The organism is Microcoleus sp. D3_18_C2 (assembly GCF_036702395.1).
GTDB lineage: Bacteria > Cyanobacteriota > Cyanobacteriia > Cyanobacteriales > Microcoleaceae > Microcoleus.
On record NZ_JAUBTG010000020.1, the window covers coordinates 22,737 to 49,481 of the forward strand.

At 46.7% G+C, this 26,745-nt stretch carries 16 protein-coding genes, 1 tRNA gene and 1 pseudogene; 13 read left to right on the top strand and 5 right to left on the bottom strand.

Annotated features, from left to right (window positions below; genetic code table 11):
* Positions 1 to 126 precede the first annotated feature (126 nt).
* From QUA88_RS14515 to QUA88_RS14545, 7 genes and pseudogenes are all read left to right on the top strand, one after another.
* The gene (locus QUA88_RS14515; protein ID WP_333055118.1) at positions 127 to 903 is read left to right on the top strand and encodes an ABC transporter ATP-binding protein; all 777 of its coding nucleotides are present in this window, start codon (positions 127 to 129) and stop codon (positions 901 to 903) included.
* 215 nt (positions 904 to 1,118) lie between these two features.
* Positions 1,119 to 1,850 (top strand): urea amidolyase associated protein UAAP1, encoded by a 732-nt coding sequence (locus tag QUA88_RS14520; RefSeq protein ID WP_333210675.1) that lies wholly within the window; start codon positions 1,119 to 1,121, stop codon positions 1,848 to 1,850.
* A gap of 77 nt (positions 1,851 to 1,927) precedes the next feature.
* A complete protein-coding gene (locus QUA88_RS14525) occupies positions 1,928 to 2,569 on the top strand; it encodes an urea amidolyase associated protein UAAP2 (protein WP_333055120.1) in 642 nt (213 codons plus the stop codon).
* Between the two features lie 313 nt (positions 2,570 to 2,882).
* Positions 2,883 to 6,500: an urea carboxylase gene (gene uca, locus QUA88_RS14530; RefSeq protein ID WP_333263034.1), complete on the top strand. Its 3,618-nt coding sequence runs from the start codon at positions 2,883 to 2,885 to the stop codon at positions 6,498 to 6,500.
* A gap of 335 nt (positions 6,501 to 6,835) precedes the next feature.
* Positions 6,836 to 7,061, top strand: a pseudogene (locus tag QUA88_RS14535) (IS66 family transposase); the annotation flags it as partial.
* Between the two features lie 476 nt (positions 7,062 to 7,537).
* A complete protein-coding gene (radC, locus tag QUA88_RS14540; protein WP_333055122.1) occupies positions 7,538 to 8,269 on the top strand; it encodes a RadC family protein in 732 nt (243 codons plus the stop codon).
* A 317-nt stretch (positions 8,270 to 8,586) separates the two neighbouring features.
* Complete coding sequence (locus QUA88_RS14545) at positions 8,587 to 8,925, top strand: DUF1815 family protein (RefSeq protein ID WP_015176985.1); 339 nt, start codon at positions 8,587 to 8,589, stop codon at positions 8,923 to 8,925.
* A 96-nt stretch (positions 8,926 to 9,021) separates the two neighbouring features.
* Here the strand turns inward: QUA88_RS14545 and QUA88_RS14550 are convergent, their stop codons facing one another.
* Positions 9,022 to 9,255, bottom strand: a complete 234-nt coding sequence (locus QUA88_RS14550) for a hypothetical protein (protein WP_333055123.1) — start codon at positions 9,253 to 9,255, stop codon at positions 9,022 to 9,024.
* Between the two features lie 373 nt (positions 9,256 to 9,628).
* Here QUA88_RS14550 and QUA88_RS14555 point away from each other — a divergent pair, with 373 nt between their 5' ends.
* The 4 genes from QUA88_RS14555 (at position 9,629) to QUA88_RS14570 (ending at position 15,014) form a co-directional block, all read left to right on the top strand.
* Positions 9,629 to 10,108: a DUF4079 domain-containing protein gene (locus QUA88_RS14555; RefSeq protein WP_333055125.1), complete on the top strand. Its 480-nt coding sequence runs from the start codon at positions 9,629 to 9,631 to the stop codon at positions 10,106 to 10,108.
* Between the two features lie 238 nt (positions 10,109 to 10,346).
* On the top strand, positions 10,347 to 12,977 hold the full coding sequence (locus QUA88_RS14560) for a ComEC/Rec2 family competence protein (RefSeq protein ID WP_333055126.1): 2,631 nt from the start codon (positions 10,347 to 10,349) through the stop codon (positions 12,975 to 12,977).
* A gap of 60 nt (positions 12,978 to 13,037) precedes the next feature.
* Positions 13,038 to 13,124: transfer RNA gene (locus QUA88_RS14565), tRNA-Ser, on the top strand.
* A 456-nt stretch (positions 13,125 to 13,580) separates the two neighbouring features.
* Positions 13,581 to 15,014, top strand: coding sequence for a transposase (locus tag QUA88_RS14570; protein ID WP_333055127.1), 1,434 nt, complete (start codon positions 13,581 to 13,583; stop codon positions 15,012 to 15,014).
* 355 nt (positions 15,015 to 15,369) lie between these two features.
* Here QUA88_RS14570 and QUA88_RS14575 read toward each other — a convergent pair whose 3' ends face one another.
* Positions 15,370 to 20,838 (bottom strand): AAA family ATPase, encoded by a 5,469-nt coding sequence (locus QUA88_RS14575; protein ID WP_333263031.1) that lies wholly within the window; start codon positions 20,836 to 20,838, stop codon positions 15,370 to 15,372.
* Positions 20,839 to 21,266: 428 nt separating this feature from the next.
* Here QUA88_RS14575 and QUA88_RS14580 point away from each other — a divergent pair, with 428 nt between their 5' ends.
* The gene (locus tag QUA88_RS14580; RefSeq protein ID WP_333055130.1) at positions 21,267 to 21,395 is read left to right on the top strand and encodes a hypothetical protein; all 129 of its coding nucleotides are present in this window, start codon (positions 21,267 to 21,269) and stop codon (positions 21,393 to 21,395) included.
* A gap of 367 nt (positions 21,396 to 21,762) precedes the next feature.
* On the top strand, positions 21,763 to 23,028 hold the full coding sequence (locus tag QUA88_RS14585) for an FAD/NAD(P)-binding protein (RefSeq protein ID WP_445243055.1): 1,266 nt from the start codon (positions 21,763 to 21,765) through the stop codon (positions 23,026 to 23,028).
* A 218-nt stretch (positions 23,029 to 23,246) separates the two neighbouring features.
* Here QUA88_RS14585 and QUA88_RS14590 read toward each other — a convergent pair whose 3' ends face one another.
* The 3 genes from QUA88_RS14590 to QUA88_RS14600 form a co-directional block, all read right to left on the bottom strand.
* Positions 23,247 to 24,740, bottom strand: a complete 1,494-nt coding sequence (locus QUA88_RS14590; RefSeq protein ID WP_333272328.1) for an NAD(P)/FAD-dependent oxidoreductase — start codon at positions 24,738 to 24,740, stop codon at positions 23,247 to 23,249.
* A 341-nt stretch (positions 24,741 to 25,081) separates the two neighbouring features.
* Positions 25,082 to 26,350 carry an aminotransferase class I/II-fold pyridoxal phosphate-dependent enzyme gene (locus tag QUA88_RS14595; RefSeq protein ID WP_333272330.1) on the bottom strand — a complete coding sequence of 423 codons (1,269 nt, stop codon included), beginning with the start codon at positions 26,348 to 26,350 and terminating at the stop codon, positions 25,082 to 25,084.
* Between the two features lie 15 nt (positions 26,351 to 26,365).
* Entirely contained in the window at positions 26,366 to 26,656 is a 291-nt protein-coding gene (locus QUA88_RS14600) for an HU family DNA-binding protein (protein WP_006634837.1), read from the bottom strand.
* Positions 26,657 to 26,745: the final 89 nt, after the last annotated feature.

Below are 26,745 nucleotides of genomic sequence, written 5' to 3' on the forward strand. Positions count from 1 at the left end.
AATACACAGCTTGCAGCCCGCATATTAGGTAAAAAACCCGGTTTCTTTGTCGGAGTGCGTAAGTCCTGCAGAGGTTAAAAAGCAGAATGGTGTCATTTTTTTACTTACAATACAGAGGATAAACTCATGTTTCTACAAATCAACAACCTGCACAAAAACTTTGAAACAAAAAAGGGTAAATTAGTTGTCCTCAAGGACATCAATATGACCATCAAGCAAGGCGAATTTATCTGCGCGGTAGGCGCATCCGGTTCTGGCAAATCTACTCTGTTGAGGCAGATTGCGGGATTGGACAAGCCGACAACAGGGGAAGTGAAAATTGATGGGAAAGAAGTTGTTTCGCCTGGGCCCGATCGAGGTATGGTATTTCAGCATTACACTCTTTATCCTTGGATGAACGTGCAGGAAAATGCTGAGTTTGGCCTTAAACTTCAAGGCGTTTCCAAGAAAAAGCGGCGCGAACAAGCTAGCTATTATTTGAATGTGGTAGGATTGACGCAGTTTGCTTCGTCGCTGCCGAAGGAATTGTCGGGGGGGATGAAACAGCGGGTGGCGATCGCCCGCGCCCTCGCTTCTGAACCTAAAGTGTTATTAATGGATGAACCTTTCGGCGCATTGGATATCCACACTAAAGAATCGATGCACGAATTCATGCTGGATTTGTGGCGCCGCACTCAGATTACAATCTTTATGATTACCCACGATGTCGAAGAAGCGGTGTTTCTTTCCAATCGGATTTATGCTTTGGGCGCTCGTCCCGGTACAGTGAGAAAGGAAATGTCGATTAATTTGCCCGATCGCACTCCCAGCGTTAAACGCCACGCCAAATTCCACGATTACCGCGACGAACTCATGGATTTGATGCGGAAACACGGACAGGAAGCAGTTGCAATGGCTGCTTAAATAGAAATAGGTTTGCAGTTGCACTTTTAGGAACAGGCAAGATGCCTGTTCCACAAAGACTAAATTTTCTTGTGGAACAGGCATCTTGCCTGTTCTTAAAAATAGTGCAAGATATCAGTGGAGATAAATATTACTTTGGGAGAAAGTGAGTTTTGCCACTACAAAATACTATTATTTTGTTTCGCTGACCTACCCAAATACATCAAGAGGAACTTATGGTGCAACTATCATCGATCGACAAAAACTCACAAATTGATTCAAGCCTCGTATTAATCGAAGAAACCGTACCGGGCGGCGCGTACTGGTCGGGAGTCATCAAGCGGGGAAACACCCTGCGAATCACCGATTTAGAAGGCTCTCGCGGCGTTTCCATGCTGTGCTACAACGCCGACAATGCGATCGAACGTTTCAACGCAGCAGACACCGCCAAAATTCAATTCAACGCCTTTCTCAAACAAGGCATGGTCATCTACACAGACATGGGGCGCGTCCTATTTTCCATCACCCAAGATACCTCCGGCTGTCACGATTTGCTAGGAGGATGCAGCAACGCCATTAGCAATGCCAAAAAATACGGCGAAGGAGACTGGAAAAACTCCCGCGACAACTTCCTCAAAGCCCTAAGTCGGTGGGGATTGGGCAAAAAAGATATCATGCCCAACCTCAACTTATTTACTCGCATTGCCGTCAAACCAGACGGCACGATGGAGTATCGCGAAGGCTGCGAGAAACCCGGTAGTTTTATCGATTTGCGAGCCGAAATGAACGTATTGACAATTATCTCTAACTGTCCCCACATCCTGCATCCGGGTTCAATTTACGATCCAAAACCCATCCAAATTCAGATTGTGAAATCCCCCGCACCCGCACCAGACGACTTGTGCCGCACCGCCAACCCGGAAGCAGTGCGCGGCTTCATCAACACCGATGCTTTGTTCGTGCAATAAACCCGATTCCAGCACTCAATCTTGTCCGCACCAATCGGCGGTAAAAAATTCTGCTATTCCATCACAAAAAGTGAACCATGACTGCAACTACCCAACAACTTCTCGATCCAAAAACTGCAATTTATAACGAAGTTTTACCCGCCAGACATCCCTGGTCTCGTGTCATCAAAAAAGGACAGATTCTTCGTATTGTAGATTTAGGCGGAAATCAAGCAGTAGATTTTTTAGTTTACAATGCCGATGACCCTTCCGAACGCTACAGCGCCCCCGATACGATCGTCAATCAAGGCAACATCTTTGTCACTACAAACAGCCAACTCATTTCCAACGAAGGGCGAGCCATGATGACCATAATTGCTGACTCCTGCGGGCGCCACGATACCTCCGGCGGCGCCTGTAGCTGCGAGAGCAATTCGGTGCGGTTTGGACTAGATAAAAAATACCAGCACGCCTGTGTTGAAAATTTCCTTGCCGCAATTCTTCCCTACGGTTTGGGTAAGCGAGATTTAGTCAGCAATATCAACTTTTTTATGAATGTTCCGGTTAGCGAAGATGGCACGCTTGAAATTGTTGACGGCATCTCCGATCCGGGAAGTACAGTTGATTTGCGAGCCGAAATGAACGCGCTTGTTGCTATTTCTAACTGCCCGCAAATGAACAATCCTTGCAATGCTTACAATCCTACGCCGATTCAGTTGATTGTTTGGGATTCTGTGTAATCTGAAAATATCTAATTTCTGAACCCCCGCCCCAAGTCCAAGAAACCGGGTTTCTGCGATGATTTTTGTATCCTCACCCAGATTTAGGAAGAAACCCGGTTTCTGAACCCCTGCCCCAAGTCCAAAAAACCGGGTTTCTGCGATGATTTTTGTATCCTCACCCAGATTTAGGAAGAAACCCGGTTTCTGAACCCCTGCCCCAAGTCCAAAAAACCGGGTTTCTGCGATGATTTTTGTATCCTCACCAAGATTTAGGAAAAAACCCGGTTTCTGAACCCCTGCCATTAGCAATTCCCAATTCCCAATTCCCTAAATGTTTAACAAAGTTTTGATTGCAAATCGCGGTGAAATTGCCTGCCGAATTATCCGCACACTCGATCGCCTCGGAATTGCTTCGGTAGCAGTATATTCTGAAGCCGACGCCCATGCCAAGCACGTTTTCGCCGCCAGCGAAGCTGTTTGTATCGGTGCAGCCGCCGCAGCCGAGAGTTATTTGCGGTTCGATCGCATTCTCGAAGTTGCGCGCCAAACAAAAGCTCAAGCTATCCATCCGGGTTACGGCTTTTTGAGCGAAAATGCTGAATTTGCCGAAGCTTGTGCAAGCGAAAATATTGCATTTATCGGCCCGACTCCGACTCAGTTGCGCTGCTTTGGATTGAAGCACACCGCGCGGGAAATAGCCGCTGCAAATCAAGTGCCGCTAACTCCCGGAAGCGAACTTTTAGCCTGTTTGGAGGATGCCCAAAAAGCGGCTGGGGCGATCGGCTATCCGGTGATGCTCAAAAGTACCGCAGGCGGCGGTGGTATCGGTTTGCAGGCTTGTTTTGGCGATCGAGATTTGGCAGAAGCCTTTGAAAAAGTACAGCGTTTGAGTCAAAGCAATTTTAAACAAAGCGGCGTTTTTTTAGAGAAATACATTCAAACAGCCAGACACATTGAAGTCCAAATCTTTGGAGATGGCAAAGGAAACGTCATAGCCTTGGGCGAACGAGATTGTTCGGTGCAGCGGCGCAATCAAAAAGTAATTGAAGAAACCCCCGCCCCTGCTATTAGCGACGAACAGCGAAATCTGTTGTACAGTGCAGCAGTGCGGCTGGGAAAAGCGGTAAATTACCAGTCAGCCGGTACTGTTGAATTTGTATTTGATGTCGATGCGAAACAGTTTTATTTTTTGGAAGTCAACACGCGCCTGCAAGTTGAACACGGCGTTACTGAAGCTGTCAACAACATCGACCTCGTTGAGTGGATGGTAAAACAGGCTTCGGGAGATTTGTTCCCCCTGGAAGAGTACCGCTATCAACCGCAGGGCCACTCAATTGAGGTGCGAATTTATGCGGAAGATGCCGGCAAGAATTTTCAGCCGAGTTCCGGGTTGCTGAATCAAGTTGCGTTTCCCGAAAACGTCCGCTGCGACAGTTGGATAGAAACCGGCACGGAGGTAACTCCTTTTTACGATCCGCTGCTAGCCAAAGTAATCGTTTGCGGGGATAATCGATCGCAGGCGATCGTAAAACTAAAAGCTGCTTTAGATGCCAGTGAAATAGCGGGAATTGAAACTAATTTAGATTACCTCCGCCAGATTTTGGACGATTCCCGATTCAGCCGGGGCGAACTGAGCACGCGCTTTTTAAACTCTTTTGAATACGCACCTTTAACGATCGATGTATTGGATGGGGGAACCTACAGCAGCATTCAGGATTATCCGGGGCGGATTGGCTATTGGGATGTTGGCGTGCCGCCTTCCGGGCCGATGGATCATCTGGCATTTCGATCGGCAAATCGTTTAGTAGGAAATCCCGAATCGACAGCAGGATTGGAATTCACAGCTACAGGCCCAACTCTGCGCTTTAATGCCGATACAGTTATTAGTTTGACTGGGGCAACTATGAAGGGAACGCTAAACGGCGAATCGGTGCCGTTTTGGACAGCTATTCCCGTAAAAGCTGGCAGCATTCTCAAGTTAAAAGCCATTCAAGGCGGCGGCTACCGCACTTATTTAGCAGTCAAACACGGCTTTAATGTCCCCGATTATTTGGGCAGCAAATCAACTTTTGTACTGGGCAAATTTGGCGGACACGCGGGCCGCACGCTGCGTCCGGGAGATGTGTTAAAACTCAACCAAACTGCAACTCTGGAAGCGGAAATATCTTTGCCTCCAGAATTAATTCCCACCTACAGCAATAATTGGGAAATCGGCGTTTTGTACGGGCCTCACGGCGCGCCGGATTTCTTTACTGAGTCAGACATCGAAATGTTTTTCTCCACAGAATGGCAGGTGCATTATAACTCGACGCGGACGGGCATTCGGCTGATCGGCCCGAAGCCCACCTGGGCGCGTCAAGACGGGGGAGAAGCGGGTTTGCACCCGTCTAACATTCACGATAATGCTTACGCGATCGGCACGATCGATTTTACGGGCGATATGCCTGTAATTCTGGGTCTGGACGGCCCGAGTTTGGGAGGTTTTGTCTGTCCTGCTACTATTGTGCAGTCGGAATTGTGGAAAATCGGGCAACTGAAACCGGGGGATAGCATTCGCTTTCACTGTTTGAGTTTTGCTGAAGCTTTGCAGCGGGAATTAGCACAAAATAGGCAAATTGCTACTTTTTGTTTGCCTGTTTTTGGGGAAACTTCGGCGGAATTGCCCGCAGTTCCCGCTTCTCCAATTTTGCACGAAATTCCAGAATCTCCGGGACAGGTTGCTGTTACTTACCGTCAAGCTGGGGATAAATATATTCTAGTTGAATACGGCCCGTTGGTGCTGGATTTAAATTTGCGTTTTCGGGCGCACGCATTGATGGAACAGTTGAAAGCAAATCCGTTGCCGGGTGTTATCGAATTAGTGCCGGGAATGCGATCGCTCCAAATTCACTTTGAGGGCAGCCAGATTTCGCAACAGCAGCTAATGCAGGCGCTGATTGCGGCGGAGGCGGAACTTCCGGCGATCGAGGATTTGGAAGTGCCGGCGCGAATTGTGCACTTGCCTTTATCTTGGGAAGATGAATCGACGCTGTTGGCTATTGAAAAATATATGCAGTCTGTGCGATCGGATGCACCTTGGTGTCCCAGCAATATTGAGTTTATTCGCCGCATAAACGGGCTTGAGGGCATCGAACAAGTCAGAGAAATTGTATTTAATGCTAGCTATTTAGTGATGGGTTTGGGAGACGTTTATTTAGGCGCGCCCGTCGCAACTCCCCTCGATCCGCGCCACCGTTTGGTTACTACTAAATACAATCCCGCCCGCACTTGGACTCCTGAAAATGCAGTTGGCATTGGCGGCGCGTATTTGTGCGTTTACGGGATGGAAGGGCCGGGAGGTTATCAATTTGTCGGCCGCACGGTGCAAATGTGGAATCGGTTCAAACAAACGGCGGATTTCCAGTCTGGTAAACCTTGGCTTTTGCGCTTTTTTGACCAAATCCGATTTTATCCGGTTTCTCATGAGGAATTGCACCGCTGTCGGGAAGAATTTATTGAAGGTAAGTTTAAATTAAAGGTTGAGGAAATCACTTTTAATTTGAGAGAATACAATGAGTTTTTGCATTCTATTGCTAACAGTGCGGCTGAGTTTAAAGCGCAGCAGCAGACCGCATTTAATGCAGAGCGCGATCGCTGGGCCGCCTCCGGGGAATTTGACGCTGAAGCTGCCGCAGAATCCTCGGCGGATGGGGCTTCTGACACGGCGGCGGAGGTTACTTTGCCGATCGACTGTGAGGCAGTTGTCGCTCACGTTTCGGCTAATGTTTGGCAGGTGCTGGTTAATGTGGGAGATGTGGTTGCTGAGGGCGATCGTCTGTTAATTTTGGAAGCGATGAAAATGGAAATTGCTATTACTGCTGATGTTGCTGGCACTGTGGCTCAATTGTTTTGTGAAAAGGGGCAAACGGTGACAGCAGGGCAAATTCTAGCGGCTATTCAACCGAATTAATCCCTCTGGTGTCAGGAGTGAACACTTACGCGCTTATGCGGGAAACACTTCTGTAATGAGGCACACTACTATCGTCTTTTAAATGCCGAACAGCTTATCGCCCATGAGTCCTGGCGCAAAACAAAGGATATACTTAGGAATGAGAATTAAATAATTTCCACTCTTGAAAGTGGGATGGGCGTCCCGCCCGTCCACTCATGACGGGCGGGACGCCCATCCCACAATAACAATTAAAATTGTAAGTTATTTAATTCGCGATCCTTACCTACAACTCGTGGGATCAAGATTTCAAAATAAGATTGAATCAAGCTTTGGTGACTTGGTTGATCCTTGTGGGTTATGCCGCAGGTTTGTTGCTCAAATACTTACCAGATAAAGCAAAACAGTGGTGGTATTTTCTGGATGAGTCCTCGATGTCTCCGGATAATAATTTAGCAGAACTTTCTCTATGGCTAGCTGTAACTAAACGGAAAGTTTTTGGCGGATCTCGTTCGATGAAACGATTTGAGGAAACTGCTAATCTCCGCTCGTGTGATTCAAACCTGTCGTTTTCAAGCTCGTTGAGTAATGGCTTTTTTCCGTGAGGCTATTTCTGCACATTCTTGTGCCTTGCCTATGCCGCTCGTTTATTCCCATTTTTCAGACCTGAATCCTTACACTGCAATAATAGCTTCAATTAAATTCATGGAGCTATGCACAGAGTTTGGATAGAACGGGCGATCGTCCCCTAGCCTCGCGCCGGTTCTATTATATAATCATCCGGTCAGAATAAATCCGCCCGGCCTGGCTTCTAGCCGTGGGGAGTGTCAATTTGCGACTCAAGCCCAAGCGCAGCGAGTGTTAGAGGCATATCCGGGCGATCGGTTTAAGGTCGATCGACATCGAGACTCGATCGCTTGCGAAACCCTGGGTTAGATTTTATCTGCCAACAGCCTCGGTTAATGATGAAGGCTTTTTTCGGTGATTGTACGAATTGAAGAACACAAATCGATCGGCTAAAATTGTCTAATTGTTGAGCTTGCGGTGCGGGTGCAGCTATGACTTACAGCTTGAGAATTGCCGATTTGCCAACGAGTGAACGGCCACGGGAACGGTTGATGGCGGGTGGCCCGAAAAGTTTGGCAACTGCAGAATTGATTGCGATTCTCCTGGGTACTGGTCAGGGCCCCGGCAAACTTTCCGCCGTAGGGCTTGGACAGTATATTTTAAATCAGTTGAGTTTGCATTCCCGCGATCCTCTGGCTGTGCTACGCAGTATTAGCGTTCAGGAGTTGACGCAGATTCACGGGATTGGCCCGGCTAAGGCGACTTCGATTTTGGCTGCGGTGGAGTTGGGGAAGCGGGTTTTTCAGTCGCGGCCGCCGGAAATGGCTGTGGTTGACTCTCCCCAAGCGGCGGCTGATGCCCTGAGTCAGGATTTGATGTGGCAGTCTCAGGAACGTTTTGCTGTGGTGTTGCTGGATGTGAAAAATCGGCTGCTGGGTACTCAGGTAATTACGATCGGCACAGCCACGGAAACTTTGGCTCACCCACGGGATATTTTTCGCGAGGTGATCCGCCAGGGGGCGACGCGGGCGATTATCTCGCACAATCACCCATCGGGGATTGTGGAACCGAGCCCGGAGGATATTGCTTTGACGCGACAGTTGCTGGCGGGAGCGCAGTTTTTGTCGATTCCGCTACTGGATCACTTGATTTTGGGGAATGGCGATTTTCGGAGCTTGCGGCAGACGACGACGCTTTGGGACGAGTATCCCCAGGGTGATTGAACTCTTCTACTTAACTAATTTCATTACTATCATTAGTTATTTGTATCTTTGGGCTCTCGAACGGCTGAATCAGCCCTGACAGCAGGCAAATTTTCCGGCTGGAGTCCCCCGCGAGAGCCTGTTTTGGGTGAATGTTGCTGCTGATACTTCGTTTCGATCGCAACTCGGTTAATCTAGTATACGTAGGCTGAAGAGGTCGCTAATCCGATTTTTTTTGAGCATACTAAACGTATACTGAACCAGCACCTAAAGACCCACTTATTAAGAAATTATTAAATGGGATGTAAAATACACGGTGTGGTGATAGGAGGAGAACTGTGTTTCTGAGACTTGCAGAACAACACCGTAAATTCGTTCAAGATTTGGTAATGAACCTCCAAGCTTTAGCGATCGTGCTAGAGCATCGGGGTTATCTGGCATCCTGCTACACTTGCGGGGGTCAGATGAACAGTGCCTCATTTATGGTCAGTTTGACGGACAACCATCTGATTCGATTTTTAGTGTCAGATTACGGTATCACTTGGACTGAGATGCGGGACGACCGCGAACTCATGAAACTAGAAGGTGCAGAAGCGATTAATCAGTTACAAGAACTGGCAAATCTCGTAAAGTATCAAATCCAACCTTCGGAAGCTACTTTAGCGACGGCCCAGTGAGTGTAGCGATTGCACGGTTCCGAGGAAGGCGACGCAAGAAAGTGGCTGCTTGTCTGCTAAAACCGAATCCCCAGCGAGTTAGTTGGGAGGATTCATTTAGGTGCACAGCGATGGCTGCTCAACAGCCAAGAGTGCTATCAGGGTGCCTTGAGACTGTTTAGCGATCGGTCGATCGAAGTGAGCCTGGGCAGACGGCATACTTGATGCCAGAAGTCTCAAACTTGGAACCTCTAGTTTTTTTTCAGCAGTTGATTCTCCCTTGAGAACGATTAGCAAAATGTAGAAGTGTGACGGCTCGTCGGCTGCGATGTTAAATTTCCCCTTGGGCATTCAAAAGTCAAGGAATTGAAATTAACTTTGAGCAGGCAGGTATAATTTAACATCCAGAGTGAGGATGAGGCTGTGAAGATTGGGCAAAAGGCAGCCCACGGGGTGTGATGTGCGGGCGAATGGCGTTTATTTTTGCTCTTAGATTTAGCCGATCGGGCTAATAATTAACTTGAAGCAGCATCACTGCTGTAAAACATCTCACAGCCGGCCCAAGCCGGCTAAGTTTTGCGTATATCTAGGCTTTTGGCCAATGTTGGGCTGTTAGGTTAAACGGCTCTTTGAAGTGCACGATCGCACTTGCTACACTAATATTTTATAATATTTTAATGATTAGTCCGAAAATATTTATCGCCAAGTTTGGAGTCAGTATCAAATGGTAAATTTAAGCGAACTACTAGAACCCATCGCCAGTCAATTTCGCAGTCTAGGAATTCCCGAACCAATTACCCATTGGGGACACCCTGTAATGATGGGGATCGTGGTAGTGGCGATGGGCAGTTTTGTCGGGTATACGGGATGGCAGGGACGTTTGGCCACCGATAAAGATGTCGCACTCAAAAGTCGCTCGGATCACCGCAAGCTTGCACCGTGGATGTTTCTGTTTCTAGCTTTGGGCTATACAGGCGGCTTGCTGTCGCTGGTGATGCAGCACCAGCCAGTCATGGAAAGTCCGCATTTTTGGACGGGTTCGGCAGTGCTGGTTTTGCTGGCTATTGGCAGCTTGATTTCGCTAACGGGTTTTGGGGGCAATAAGCTAGCACTGCGCGCGGTTCACGCTTATTTAGGCACGACGGCCCTTGCACTTATGGTGCTGCACGCGGCTTTCGGTTTAAAATTGGGGCTGTCTATTTAGAAGAAGACTTATCAGGCAGTGGTAGTATATGTAGGGTCGCAATGTGTACCCTACATACAGAGGTTATATGAAATCCTCTCTTCATCGGCATTATTCGTCTCTCTCTCTTCTCTTCCTCTGCGTTCTCTGCGTTCTCTGTGGTTAAATCATTCCGATATAACCGGAATTGATATTATGTGTTCTGGACTGAAACCAACTCTACTTTGGACAGTAAAAATTGCTAATTACTTGCTAATTAATGAATCAAGCAACGGGTGTCATTTTCTGTCTTGCCTACATTTTGGGATTGATTTCTACAGCGGTTTCTTGGGGTAGATACGGGATACTTGCTTTGGGAATAACGGTAGCGATCGCCCTGCCGAAATTGTTGCGAAAATATACTAAAAATTCTGTCAAAGTTACTAAGAAAAGACGCAGCAGACAAAAAGAAAATGCTCTTGAAGCACCCTTAGATGCGAGGGAAGAGTTGAGTTTGTTGGAGATGCTGCCGAGAGCGAAATGGGTGTGGGCGGTTGCTGGTTTGCTGGCATTTCTAGCTAGCGTTTATTTTGCAGTTCGATCGCCCCAACCGGCAATAGATGACATCAGCAAACTGATTCCGGCGGTTGGAAACACTCAAGAAGTGGCAGTGACAGTTCGCGGTAGAGTTGTCAGTACGCCTCGATTGACTCGATCGGGTCGATCGCAATTTTGGCTAGAAACAGATTTAGTTAGCGAAATCAACGGCGGCGAGGGAGGAGCAGTCGTAAACCGCCCAGTATCCGGCAAACTCTACGTTACAGTGCCCCTGCTGCAAGCAACGGGTTTGTACGCCGACAATACGATCGCAGTTGTGGGTTCCTTGTACAAACCGCAGCCGCCGTCGAATCCGGGGGCTTTTAATTTTCAAGCATATTTAGCCAGAGAAGGAGCTTTTGTAGGGCTCAAAGGGCGTCAAATTGACTGGAAGAGAGAAAAGGCGATCGCGGATGTAAATCGAGTTAACAGCCAAACGGCTGCTTTCTTGGAACCAAGCGGGATGCAGCCATCGAAAATTCAAGCGATGCGGCAGCGGATCGTGCGATCGCAACTATCGCAGTTAAATGTTCCCGAAGGCCCGCTAATCAGTGCGATCGCCCTCGGCAAACAAGCAGTAGATTTACCTTACAACATCCGCGACTATTTTGTGCAGGCTGGATTAGCCCACGCGATCGCAGCTTCCGGCACTCAAGTTTCGATGGTTTTGGCTTTAGTTCTAGCTTTAACCAGGCGTTTTTCCAAACAATTGCAATTTAGTTTTGGCGTCGGTGCTTTATTTTTGCTAGTGGCATTAACTGGCTTTGAACCATCAGTATGCCGCGCTGCTTTGATGGGATTTGGAACACTATTTGCTTTGGTGCTCAGCCGCCAAGTTAAGCCGCTGGGATTGCTGTTAATCGCTGCTACTATTTTACTGCTGGTTAACCCTTTGTGGATTTGGGATTTAGGTTTTCAACTAAGTTTTTTGGCAACTTTGGGGTTAATCGTGACAACGCCACCACTGATGGCAAAATTGGACTGGATGCCTCCTGCGATCGCTTCGATTGTTGTGGTTCCGATCGCCGCTTCAGTTTGGGTGCTGCCGCTGCTACTTTACGTTTTTAGCGTGGTATCACCTTACAGCATTTTAGTTAATATTATTGCGGCTCCTTTGCTGTGGATTTTGAGTATTGGGGGGATGGTTAGCGCTTTAGCTGGATTGATTTTTCCGCCCGCTGGCAGTGTTTTAGCACAACTGCTGGACTATCCGGCAAAGGGGTTAATTGCGATCGCCCAATATTTCTCGCAATTACCCGGTAATTCGGTAGCTGTCGGTCAAGTATCGGTGTTTCAGCTAATCGCGCTTTACAGTTTAATTTGCTGGGTTTGGATCGGGGGAAGAAAGAAGAAGGAAGAAGGAAGTTCGGCAACGGATTCTGTAACGGATGTAACGGATAGAAGGAGGAAGGAAGAAAAAAGACGGAAGCCGGAAGCAGTCCGAGGAAAAAATCAGGAAAAGGGGAAAGGGAAGAAGGGGAAAAGCAGAGTTATTGCGCTGCCGAGTTTTTCATCTGCTTGGATTTTACCGCTGGCGCTGGTAGCGGGAATAAGTATCATAGTTTTGCCAGCTTGGCACGTTCAATCATCTTTATTTCAAGTTACTTTGCTGGCGACATCTGGCGAACCTGTTTTAGTAATTCAAGATAGGGGAAAAGTGGCGCTAATTAATAGCGGTGATGAAAATACCGTAAGGTTTACAGTGTTGCCTTTTTTGCAGCAGCAAGGAGTTAATTCTGTGAATTTTGCGATCGCCACTCACGGTCATTTAGGATTGAGCAGTGGTTGGGGAAAATTACTAGCACGCTTGCCAATAAAAACCTTTTATGATAATAACGCTCCCAAACAAATTTACCGTAGCAACAATCAGGAATTTATGACGGCTGTGCAATCTCGCCAAGGCGTTTACTTTCCTTTAGAAACTAACAGTACAGTTGATATGGGTGCGACGCGGTTGCAGTTGGTGAATGCGGAGATTCCGGTGGTAGAATTCCTGGTGGGAAATCGAACTTGGTTGCTCGTCGGTGAAATGACACCGGAAGCGCAAAAAAAATTGGCAGCAACGGGAACCTTGAAGCCGGCTCAAGTGCTGTGGTGGTCAGGAAAAGCCCTGACGGCTGAGTTGTTAAGCGCAGTTGGGCCACAAGTGGCGATCGCCTCTGCTGACGAAATCGACCCAGAAACCGCAGCCCAACTGCGCCAAAGCAAAACCCAGATTTTCTGGACAGGGCGCGACGGAGCCCTCCAGTGGACTCCAGCAGGGGGATTTAAGACCACTTTGGAATCTGAAGAAAATCAAACTTCTTTTTTATAAAGATTTACAATCTGGCACACTGTGCGGTAAAATACTTTTAGCTCACATCTCAAATCAATTGGAGAGGTGGCAGAGCGGTTGAATGCGGTAGACTCGAAATCTACTTTAGGGGTAACTCTAACGTGGGTTCAAATCCCACCCTCTCCGTACATCCCTTACTCCACAAGGCTTTGAGGCTATCCGCTTTTTTAGCCATCTGTGCAATTTATCGGCAGTGGTATACAAAAGTGGTATATAAACCACTCTTGTATACCACTTTTTGCTTTCACTCCACACCGCATCAGGGCGATCGGTCAAGACAAAAGTATTTCTAAAATTGCCTCGAAATCTATTTTAACTACCAGCCGGGAAGTCCCGGGCGTATATTCAGAGGGGATGAATCTGAGCGCTAAGCGAAGTACCCCGAATGAATTACGCCCGCGTGATGAAAGGCTCGTCGGATGGAGGAACGGAAGCCGACAATTAGACTTGCCTACTATGAATCAATCTTCGGGAGCATCTTGATTTTCGATGTTCTTCCCAGTGCTAAAATAGTAATTTGGTGTTGCATTTTAGACGTACATAAACTATACTATGCAAAGGTCGAAAATAGGAAGTTTAGAAATGCAACTAACTTACAAATACCGCCTCAAACCAACCATTGCCCAACTAACGACGATTGTGGCTCACTTAGAACTTTGTCGCCGGCAGTACAACTACCGACTCAGCGAAAGATTTAGGTGGTGGTCAGCCACGAGAACGCCCATAAACGCTTGCCCATTGATTGTTTCGATAGTCCCTGTTGAGGAGATTTATCGAAATATTCCTTTGACGAGAGTGCAAACTAGAGATGGCAGAAAGAAGGATGAATCAGGCAATCCTTTGACCAGGAAAGGTGACGTTTTCTCGAACATTGAAGGCGGATATGTACAGTGGCAGACGATACAACTTGCTGACATAAAAAACACTAAAAAGCTGTTTCCTAATTATAAAGTGTTGGATTCTCAGGTTTTGCAAGATGTCGTCAACAGAGTAGAAACTTCCTTTTCAAACTTTACTACGCCCGACAAAAATGGCCATCGTAGAGGCAAGCCTAAATTCAAGGGGCGACCCTACTACAAATCCTTCACTTATCCTCAATTAGACAACCTAAATATTGTCAAGGATGAGCAAAATAGGATTTGTATTAGCCTTGCCAAAATAGGTCAAGTACCTATGGTTTTTCACCGCCCAATACCAACAGGGTTCAAAGTTAAGACGGGTAGTGTTATCTCAGAAGCGGATGGGTGGTATATTTCCTTGACGCTAGAAGATAAGACGGTTCCCGTAACGGTTGCAGAAATTCAACCGACTGATGAAAATACTGTGGGTATCGACTTGGGAATTACTAATTACGCTTACCTTTCCAATGGTGAAAGAGTTGAGAATCCTAGATTTTTGAGGAAATCGGCTCAGAAATTAGCAAGGCTTCAAGCGAAGTTAGCTAATAGAGTCAAGGGTTCTCAACCTTGGAAAATAATCAAGGACAAGGTTTCCCAACTCCATCAGTTCGTGGCTAGATCCCGATTAGATTTTCAGTTCAAAACTGCACATGAGTTATTCGGTAAATGTGATGTTTTAGTTGTTGAAGACTTGAGTGTCAAAAATCTGACTAGACGTGCCAAGCCCAAGACCGATATTGAGAATGGTAATTTGGTTTATTTGCCTAACGGTCAGTCAGCTAAGAGTGGTTTGAATAAATCCATGCTTGATGCTGCTCACGGGCAATTCGCCAACGTTCTGAAATATGTCGCCTGGAAACTAGGTAAAAGTGTTTTATTTGTTGATCCAAAGGGAACTTCCCAGCACTGTTGGAACTGCCTCAATAAAGTCCCGAAAGAATTATCGGAACGGTGGCATTCTTGCCAGTGTGGGGAATCTTTAGATCGAGACGAAAATTCAGCTAAACTCGTCAGAAAGATTGGTCTGAGTTATGAAAGTGGCGGGGGAACTCCGTCACTCAAAAAAGCCTTTGAAAAAAAGGAAAAAGAAGCCTGCGGTCTAACTGTACCCAGTTGACCGTCAGGTTAGTTCACCTCCACAATCTGAGTAGCATGATAGCTGCTTTCATTTCGGCAAGGTAGAGGCTTAAAATCTCCAGGGAACTCTTGACTCAAAACGGGCACAAAAAAAGGGGAGAGTGTTGGTAAAGCGGGCGGTTGGAAACCGCTGTCTCAATCACGAATAAGGTGCGGGCTGATGATGGGAAAATTAGCCTCGATTCTTTGTTTTCCAAGTCCGTAGTCGCCAGTTTCTAGCACGACAACCCCTAGCCTGTTGCTCGTTCCCCGTGCCCAGTTTCCTGTTTATTCTAACAACGTGGCTTGTCATTTCGAGGGTCTGCTAATTGCCCTCAAGCCTTACTACAAAAGGCTCACACCGGAATAGAAATCACAAACTCCGAACCCTGGTCTAAAGAAGAATTCACCACTAATGTACCTCCATGTTTTTCCACAACAATTTGGTGGGCGATCGACAATCCTAATCCGGTTCCTTGACCCACAGGCTTGGTTGTAAATAAGTGGTTAAAGATGTTTTCCTTGACTTCGGGCGACATCCCCACTCCATTATCCTTAATCCGAATCACAACCTGATTGTTGTCTTCGCTCAGAGCAGTTTGAACCGTGATTTGATTAGGTAGGGCTTTAATTTCACTAAAACAGCGCCCCTTATTTGACTCCTCCAGAGCGTCAATGGCATTAGCCAGCACATTCATAAATACCTGGTTTAACTGTCCAGGAAAGCATTTCACTAGGGGCAAGTTACCATACTCTTTCACAATTTCAATGGCAGGGCGGAACTCGCTGGCTTTTAAACGGTGCTTGAGAATTAGCAGAGTGCTCTCTAGTCCATCGTGAATATTGAAAGCAACTGGTCGATCGCTATCTGCCCTGGAAAACGTTCTCAAACTTGTACTGATATTGCGGATGCGATCGACTCCCTCTTTCATTGAACCAATCAATTTGGGCAAATCTTCTCGCAAATACTCCAAGTCCATATCTTCAATTTCTGCTTCAATTTCTCCTCCCGGATTAGGAAATTTTTCTTGATACAAATCAATCAAATTGAATAAATCCCCCACATATTCTATAGCCGGTTGCAAATTTCCCGCGATAAAGCCTACGGGATTGTTAATTTCGTGGGCTACCCCTGCGACTAAATTTCCCAAAGCAGACATTTTTTCACCCTGCACCAATTGCAACTGCATCTGTTTGAGATCGTGGATAGATTGTTCTAGTTTTTGGGCATATTCCTGGGATTGTTGATACAGTCTGGCGTTTTGTAAGGAAATTGCTGCTTGGGAGCACAGGATGTTGAGGATGGCGACGCGATCGCCCGTGAATACCCCGGTTGCTAAATTATTTTCCAAATACAAAATCCCCATCATTTTCCCTCGCTCGCTGATCGGAGTGCACAGCAGGCTTTGAGGTTGGTGGTGGATTATGTAGGGGTCAGATGCAAATCTTGGTTGATTGCTAGCATCATCAAAAATCAGGGTTTCTTTTGTACGTTTGACGTAGTTGATCAGGGTGAGAGGAATTACTTCACTCTCCTCAACCGGCATTGATTGCAGAAGGCACTCTTGGCGGTTTGTGCAGTGGACGTTTATCCTCCAGTTTCCCTCTTCATTCAAAATTAATGCTCCGGTTTGTGCTCCGGCATTCTTTACCACCACTTGCATGAGGGTAGTGAGCAATTGATCGAGTTTAATTTCGCTCGATAGAGCTTGAGAAGCTTTGATTACTGTCGGCAAATCTACTAAGCCCCAACTGCTAGTGCTACCGATAATTGTTCTATTCGTGTTAGATACGGATGATTCACTGCTGGATGTGTGAGTTGTTTCGGTCGGATTCTGGCGAGTTCGCTCCTGTTGCAGGATCACAGCCAGCAATTGGGGATAACGCTGTTCTAAATGGTCAATCTTTACTTTTGCTCCCCAACGAGCGTAAGCATAGTAAGCATCAATTAAATAAGGTTTTGCCAGTTTTTCTTTACCCCATTCTAAATAGAATTTAGCAGCGAGTTCGTGAGCTAGAGCTTCCTCGTTGAGGTATTCGTTTTCTTTGGCGAGGGCGATCGCCTTGTCGTACATCTCAAGCGCTTCTATTTTTTGGTTTAAAACCCGATGCCGCTCTGCCTCTACTAGATAGAATTTATGCAGATGATTCACGGGGGCATGATGCGCCCATTTCTGGATTTTTTCTTGATTAGCTTGTACTCTGTCAAGAAGTTCCTGTTGTTCGGACTGTGGAGTATCGGCATACACTGCCAGCCGCACTAGAGAATCGTAGAAATAGAAGAGGACAACAGTTATCTGCCCTGAAGCTGCGCTCAAATAACTTTCTATTTGAGCGATATTTTTTAAGGCTTCCGGGTAATTTTCAAACAGATAAGAAAGCACAAGTTTGTGCAAGTATAAGTAATGAATTCCCAGGTAGTTATTGGTTCGCTCATACAGTTGCAACATTGTCTCTTCGTCGTAGGCTTCTCCCTTTAAATGGCATGGGTCTTGCGCTCTTCCTATCAAGTTCAAAACGGCTTGCCAACAAATTTTCTGATAAGAAAGTGCTGCTTCCTGATGAATTTTAGTGACGGCATCTGCGTAGCTTGCTATCTCTCGTTCGAGTTGCGTTAGTTGCTTGCCAATAAAATACGAGTAATAACTGTATTGAAAGATAGCATAGCCAGCAAATTCTAACTCTCCGGTTTCCAGCCCACAAAAATAATCTGACAGCAAAGGTTCTAAGCTCTTTCTGAAGTGTTCTTTCCAAGGTTGAATACTAGAATGTACCATTGCGGATGTCTTGGCTTGGATTTCTTTGGCATCCAACTTTGACAAGAGACGTAAAGCCATTTGACCGAACTCATAGCCCCGCTCAATATCTCCCATGCCACAGAGAAGATAACTATATATGGCAAAAGCATAGGGTGACAAAGAAGCATTGCCATATTGGACAGATAAATTGACTTGTTTGCAAACTACCAAAGGCGCGAGTGGCGGCAGCGCTATGTAGGCAGGAGTAAATAGGCTTGACAGAATGGTTATAGTTGCTATTTGTTGAGGATCTGTCATTAGAGGGAGATCGATTAAGTCCTCAGTTCCCTTTCCGCTCAAAATTGACGCGGTTTCTCCTAGTGCCTGTCCAATATCAGAGAAATTTGGCTCGGAGGGAAACTCTACCCCCAACTGCTGTAAGACTGGCAACCCTGTATTCAGAGCTTCCTGTAGCTTATTTTGCGCCATATAAGCTTCTATCTGTACTTCATATACCTTCACTTTGTCCAGTAGCGTTTTGGCGCAGCTTTCCACGAGTGATGCTAATGTCTCCATCCGGTCAAAGTCACCGCTTAGATATGCCGCTTCTGCTGCTTCGGTATGCAGCGCTAATGTTAGTTCGTATTGATTCTCCCAACTATTTACTGCCAGTAATTCTGTGCCAATATTTAAATATTCAACCGCAGCAGAATAGGCAGTAGCAGCTTTAGCTTTCTTTCCGGCAACCAGATTTAACCGTGCTAATTGCTCCCTATCTAGCTCGTGGGTAATTAGATTTACTCCCATATTCAAGTGGTTGACAATATCAAACATTTTTTCTTCTCGATCGGCTTCGGGCGTATTCTTTAACAGCAGTTGACCGATTTTTAAGTGAGTAGAGCGCTTTTGGTCTTCAGGAATGAGGGAATAGGCTGCTTGTTGGACGCGATCGTGGAAAAATTTGTATTTAACTAATTGGTCATTGTTAACTGGTAATTGCTCAGATTCTTCTCCAGTGATTGATTTTGATAAACTGTTACCACATTCTTGATAAAATTTATAAACATCGCTAACTGGTAAAATCAACCCTTCTTGCAATGCTTTCCACAAAGCTGTTGCTGTTTCTGTTGGTGAATTCTCATCAACAATTGCTAATGTAGCCAAATCGAACTGATTGCCAATACAAGCAGCTAACTTTAAAACTTCCTGTGTCCGGGCTGGCAGCTTTCGCAACTGAAGTGCCATGAATTCTAGTACATCATCCGTTAGAGCCAAGGTTCGGACTCTAGCAATATCGCACTGCCAATACCGAGCTGCAAAATTAAATTCAATTATCCCATCTTCATGCAAAGATTTGAGGAATTGTGTGCTAAAAAATGGATTGCCTTTGGTTTTCTGATAAACGAGTTCTGTCAAAGGCTGAGCCAACGCTGTAGAACAAGCTAATGTATCGGCAATCAGACAATTCAAATGGAAGCGCTCAAGCGGATCTAGAGTAATGGTGTTTACCGTAGCTCCGGTTGTTTGAATGTCGGCTAATGTCACCATCAAAGGGTGTGCGGGAAAAACTTCGTTATCTCGATACGCTCCAATTAAAAAGAGATAGCGCCGATCGCGATCGCTCGTCAGGAGTTGAATCAACTTCAATGAGGCTGAGTCTACCCATTGCAAGTCGTCTAAGAAAATAACGAGGGGATGTTCTTTAGTGGCGAAGATAGAGATGAAGTTCTCGAATAACCGATTGAAGCGATTTTGGGCAGCACTGGCGACGAGTTCTGGTGCCGGGGGTGGCGAGCCAATAATCCGCTCTAGTTCGGGAATTACCTCAACGATTACCTGAGCATTTTCGCCCAATGCTGCCAGGATTTGAGTCTTCCACTCCTCAACTTTAGCATCGCTTTCCGAGAGCAATTGTCCCATTAAATCGCGAAAAGCTTGTACAAAAGCTGAGAAGGGCTGGCTGCGCGCAAATTGGTCGAATTTGCCTTTGATGAAGTAGCCACGCTGTCTCACAATTGGTTTGTGAACTTCGTTGACAACAGCGGTTTTACCAATGCCGGAGAAACCGGCAACGAGCATCATTTCGGTGCTGCCGCCACTCACGCGCTCGAAGGCCGATAGCAGGGAGAATACTTCGGTTTCTCTACCGTATAATTTTTCTGGGATGATGAAGCGATCGCACAAATCTCGCTCCCCTATTTTAAAGTTAGTTAACCTCCCTGTCTCTTTCCACTGGAATAAACAAATTTCCAAATCAAACTTGAGTCCTAGGGCGCTTTGATAGCGAGCTTCAGCATTCTTCGCCATCAGTTTGCTGACAATCTCCGACAGCACCAATGGAACGCTCTGGTTTAAACTTGAGGCTGGGAGGGGCTGTTTGGCGAGGTGGCAGTGTACCAAATCCATTGGATCGTCTGTTTGGAATGGTAACTTTCCTGTTAATAATTCGTAGAATGTGACTCCCAGCGAGTAAAAATCTGTGCGGTAATCAATGCCTCGGTTCATCCGCCCAGTTTGTTCGGGAGAAATGTAAGGTAAAGTGCCCTCAAGCACGTTGGGATTTTGAATTTCTTGGGTTTCGCGCGGTAGTAGGGAAGCGATGCTGAAGTCAATCAGCTTGACTTGTTTGCTGGTGGGGTTAATGAGAATGTTGGCAGGTTTGAGGTCTTTATGGATGACGTGGTGGCGATAAAGTCCGTCGAGGGAGTTGGCAATTTGAATCGCAATAGGCAGAAACTCGCTCACGGGCAAGCCTTCTAGGGGTTCGTTGCTCTCAGATGCTAGATTAGCCAGGTAGCTACATAAGGAAATTCCGCCAAAGTCTTCCATCACCAGAGCATAGTGGTTGTGGTAAGTCTCTAGGCTGTATGCCTTGACACTGCCAGGGATATCTAAGTTTTTAGCAATGACGTACTGGTTGCGGAAGTGAACCAGTTCGTTGAAGCGGGGAAAGTCATTTCGCAGCAGCTTGATCGCTACGGGCAGCCGATCTGAAGACCGACAACCGCGATAAACTAGAGTTCGATTGCCTGCGTATATTTGCTCGTTAATGTGATATCCTAGAACAAGATTTTTTATGCTAGCCATTTCTACGTATTCCTACTTCTTTCAAGTCGGAAGCTTCTTAGAGTTACTTTCTACTATTTTCCCTCTATCTGCCTTGCTATTCATTAATTACATTTTTCTTAACATATTTTGGAAATTCCAATTATGAAAGAGGGATTTTAAAAACTCGACTTAATATTTTATGTAAGAGCTGTTGATACTTGAGTTGAGACTAAGTAGAAAATGACTTAGCTAAGGCTTATGGAACAACCGCAGTTCATGGAAGAGGAACTTAAGACGCTAATCAGGTACTTAAGAGTGTTTTTGAAACCGATGCTTGAAGGCGATCGCCTAGAAAATCTAATGTCTAGTTTACATCATAATTTAATGTCATCATTACAATTCGGGCGGCTCAGGGTTTAAAGCCGGAAGCAGAGGAAATCGAGTTTCTGCGTCAGATTGCGGAGCACTTGGGAGTCGCCCGTGAGCAAGCTGAATTATTTGCCCAGATGCCACAACAAGCTGCCCAACTCTCAGAAGTAAATCAGGTATTAAATGCCAAAGTTCAGAAGCGGAAAATGACATCGGCAGTCGGCTAAGTTGTTTTACTTAGGAATGAGAATTAAATAACTTCCACTCTTGAAAGTGGGATGGGCTCTTATAGCCCGTCATGAGTGGACGGGCGGGACGCCCATCCCACAATAACAATTAAAATTGTAAGTTATTTAATTCGCGACCCTTATATCGCTACGCCAACGGACGATGCCGACGCTTTCCGATCGCGGTTTTCATTTCGGTGAGCTAAAAAACCCGGTTTCTGAGCGTCGCAGTGCGTCCCTGTCGGGGCAGAAACCTCTCATCAAGAGGGTTTCTGAGCTTTTGCGTATCATCCTGTCTCTTTTTGCGGAACAGAAATCCTGCTGGTTCTCGAAAGACGTAAACTTGAGGCTCGATCGACCTATAATAATGAGAATTGTTATCATTCGCAAATCAGCAATTCTCATGCAAGCGAACTCAGAAGCCACGCCGCCCCAAATTGATTTAGCTTTAATCGGCGCTGGGCCCCACGCCCTGACTCTTACTGCACACATATTAAAAAAACGCAAGAGCCTCCGGGATAAATTTTTAGCATTCGATCCGAGCGGCGAATGGCTGACTCAGTGGCGGAGGCAATTTGCAGCTTTAGAAATTGGGCATTTACGATCGCCCGCAGTGCACCACCCCGATCCCAACCCTTACGAATTGCGGAGGTTTGCCGAAAATCGCTCCTCGGAATTGTTTCCCCCCTACGATTTGCCCGGAAGTCGGTTATTTGAGGAATTTTGCGGCGACACAATTAAACGGTGGCAATTGGGCGATCGAGTTATCAAAGCAAAAGTAACCCGCATTCAGCCGAAATCCGGCCGTTTCCACCTGTGGTTTGAAGACGGAAAAAGTGCGATCGCCCGCCGAGTAATCGTCGCCGCCGGCAGTGGAAAACCGCATTTACCAGCCTGGGCAAATCAAATTCAAACACAGCATCCCCCCGAAAGAATTCGCCACTCCCATCAAGTAGATTTGCGAAATTTGCAATTGCACGGAGAACAAATATTAATTGTCGGCGGCGGACTAACCAGCGGACATTTAGCAGTAGGAGCAATTGCCAGAGGAGCCAAAGTCCTGTTAATGACTAGGCGCTATTTCCAAGAAAAACTATTTGATGCCGAACCCGGTTGGTTGGGGCCAAAATACCTCAAAGGATTCGCCGCCGAACCAGATTGCCATTCGCGTTGGGAAACCATTCAACAAGCCCGCAACGGTGGCTCGATGACACCGGAAATTATGACACAGTTGCGGAGGCTCTCCCACAGCGAACAACTGACATTTCACGAACAGTGCGAAGTTGTTGGCGTTCGGTGGGAAAATAACAGATGGACTGTTGATTGCAGCGGTGGGGAGACGTTATTTGTCGATCGAATTTGGCTAGCAACCGGCACCAAACTAGACATTGCAGCCGAACCAATGTTCAAAGAAATGCTAGAAACGCATCCCATTGAAATAGTTAAAGGTTTGCCAGTCTTAGACAAACACCTGCGTTGGCCCGGATGCGAATTATTTTTGACTGGTGGTTTAGCGGCGCTGCAAGTGGGGCCAGTCGCCAGAAACCTTTCTGGGGCGAGAATGGCGTGCGATCGCATTGTACCGGCGATCGTCAAATCCAGCATTGCACTCTCGCCCGCAATAATTAGTTAGCAGTCATTAGTTCTCAGTGAGTAGTCATCAGTTATTAGTTAAGTTGTGGTACATTTAAATTACATATTTCCCTCGACCTGGGAGCAACGGTCAACACCTTGTTATATTATTTATTGACACACAATTTTAGGGCCGAGTGAGTTGATTAGCAAATTACTTTTTAATTGTGCGCTAAGCATATAAAATTCAAAAAATCCTACTACAAACATTGGATTTCTTTACTGATTCCAATACCTGCGCCAGTGAAACAAATTCTCCCATAAATTCCGCGAAAAAGTATTTCTGCCCAAGCGCTGCGACTCCCAAACAGCAGCAGTTTGACCGCTAATTTCCGAAAAACTAGACCAAATATAAGGAAGTTGGGCGATCGCCTCAACCTTCATCCCGTGACGCACAGCCAAAGCGATCGCGTGAATCAACTCAGCAGCTTGCGGCCCCACAATGCTCGCTCCCAAAATCTCCCCGTTGCGACGCCCGACAATCTTACAAAAACCAGTTGTATCCCCGGACATTTGAGCTCTTTCAACATTCTTGAAATATTCCCGACAAACAATCAGATCGTCTCCAAAACGACGCCTTGCTTGCGCTTCAGTCAAGCCAACCCTCGCCAATTGCGGGTCAGAAAAAATCGCCCAAGGAATCCCGCGATAATCTATTTGAAACAGCGGCAAAAACAAAGCATTTTTCACAGCAACTGCAGCTTCGTAATTAGCGATGTGAGGGAACGGATAACCCCCAGCAACATCGCCGATCCCGTAAATTCGGTGATTAGTTGTTTGCAGCTTTTCATTTAAAATCACCCCCCGATCGCTGAATTTAACCTTAGCCGCTTCGAGATTTAACGAAGAAAAATTGTGTCCTCTACCCGCAGCCAGAAAAATCTCCTCAGCTTCGATCGCCCTTGGCCCAGCTTGAATCCACTTTTTACCATCAATCACCCTAGCTTGAGTCACCTCAGTAGCAGTCAGAATCCGCACTCCCTCAGCTTCCATTCCAGCTTGCACCAAACCAGCAGCCTCCCGGTCTTCTTTAGCCAAAATGTGCGAACTTTTCACCACCAAAGTGACAGCAACCCCCAAGCGAGCAAAAGTTTGAGCCACTTCGACACCGCTGGGATCTGCGCCGATTACAGCCAAACTTTTAGGCAACTGGGGAAGTTTTGCTAATTCCCCAACAGTTTCCGAAGTAAAAAAGCCAGCAGACGAAAGTCCTTCAATATTGGGAATCGCCGGCAGAGTTGGACAAGCTAGCAAATAACAGAGCGATCGCAATTTTCGCCCGCCCACAACAAAAGCCAAATCCGGTTTCGCAACAAACTCGCCGCTGCCAAAAATAACATCAACCCCGCGAGTAGCCAAAAGGCCGAGAGAATCAATTTCTGACAAATTAGAAACAACATCATCTGCCCACTTTAGAACCCCGTCAAAGCGCAATTTGAGTGGCATAGAGGAATTCGCGACTTCCCAGCGAACTCCCAACTGCTGGCGGCTGATCTGCTGAGCAAAACGAGCAGCCTCCCTCAAAGTTTGGCTGTATCTCAAACCAAGGTCGATCGACTCTTTCCCCCCACTCGGCAAATCTTGGGAATTACTTAGCGGTTCCACCAAAGCAACGCGGGCCGGGAAATTAGTTGCAGTCAAAGCAGCATAACGTCCGGCCGGAGTTCCACCAATAATCACTAAATCATAGTCAAGCATAAATAAAGAAGTCAATCGATTTTAGATTTTAGATTTTAGATTTTAGATTTTAGAATTGAAGCATTGACCACGGATAAATACGTTCGGCAAGTTTCATCTGATACAGGTTTTTTATTTCGGGACGGATGAATCACGTGGCGGGTATCCTGGATGCGGGAATTGTCAGTAGTCATTAGTCATTAGTCAGTAGTCATTAGTTAGTAGTTTAGGGCGATCGGCGCGCGGGGTCAGAAACCCGGTTTCTGCCTAGATACTTCGCTGCAAAATCCAAGATTTATCAGAGAAACCGGGTTTCTTGGGTAGGTGCGCTCGAACGACCAATAAAATCGGTTTATCAACGGACAACTGACAACTGACTACTGACTAATGACTTCTTTAAGTCCAGCAATCAACCGCAGATTGTCCGCCCTTGAGCGCACAGCCACCCGAAAAAAGCGATCGCCCAACTCAGGAAAACTCAAACAATCCCGAATCAAAATCCGGTGTCGTTCCAACAGACTTTTTTGAATCGAAGAAACCGACATCGACGACTCAACCAACAAGAAATTAGCCGCCCCGGCAATTGGCTGCAAACCCGGCAAATTAGCCAAACCCTCAAATAGCTCTCGGCGAGCAACAGGCAGCCAATCCCAAGTTTGCTGCTCAAAAGCCACATCTCGAACCACAGCAGCAGCAGCAGCAGCAGCCAAAGCATTCACAGGCCAAGGATCGCGCAGTAACTGCCAGCGGCGCAGAATATCGGGATGGGCGATCGCACAGCCCAACCGCAGTCCCGGCAGAGAATAGAATTTAGTGAGCGATCGTAAAATCACCAAATTCGGAAACTCCTCAACAGCATCGATCAAAGTTTCCTGCTCAGAAGGCGGTAGAAAGTCCATAAAGGCCTCATCCACCACCACCATACCTAACTGCTTCACATAAGGCAAAATCGCCTCCCTAGCAAACAGCAAACCCGTAGGATTGTGGGGGTTGTTCAGTAGCAAACCTCGTCGAGAGGGGGCATCGAGAGCCAGAGGAACTGGGATACGAAAAGAAGGGGAGACAAGGGAACCGTTAGAAACCGACAAATCATCCGTTACTAACCGGCTTCCTGCCCCAACGTCCAACGATTTCAGATCCAACTCAGATGTTGCACCATTTTCAATTACTTGTTTAGGAACAGGCAAGATGCCTGTTCCACCAGAAAATTCCTCTCTTGTGGAATGGGCAAGATGCCCATTCTTGACAATGGTGCAAGATTTAAGATCCAAAGGGCATTTGATCACCTGCGCGCCGAAAGCCGAAAGAGCCCGCGAGTAATCGCCAAAAGCCGGAGTCACCAAATAAGTCCCCTCCAGCTTCGACAAATCCCAAGCCGCCCAAGTCAACAATTCCGCCGAACCATTCCCCGGCAAAATCCAATCCCGGTCAACATTCAAAGCCTCCCCCAAAGCAGTCCTGAGCTCCCCATAATCTGGGTCTGGGTAAGCCGTCAGACTGCTCAAGTGTGATTGAATTGCAGCCAGTGCCGACTCAGGAGGGCCCAAAGGACTGATACTCGCAGAAAAATCGACAATAGCAGAGGCAGGGCAGCCTGCCAGTGCGGCTGCCCAAGCTAAATTCCCACCGTGTAAAGGTCTAATCAAGACTCAGTTTGCCAGCTATTCTGCGTTTTTCGGCGGTGCAACTCTGTCCTTAAACAACTTCCCTGCGGAAAATGCAGGAACTCTGGTTGCCGGGATTTCCATCTTGTCTCCAGTTTTGGGATTGCGACCCTCGCGGGCCTTGCGTTCCCGCGACTCAAACGAGCCAAAACCGACCAGCGTCACCTTGTCGCCATCGGAGACAGCTTCCATGATTGCTTCCAGGGCCGCACTCAAAACAGCATCTGCCTGTTTTTTCGTCACGCTAGCCTTTTCCGCCACTGCATCAACCAATTCACCTTTGTTCATTGCGAAGTCCTTCTCGATTTGCAAAATTACGTTAAACAGAGTTAGTTCAACTATTAGCTGTGAGTTATCAACTGGATTGAGGTGTGGAT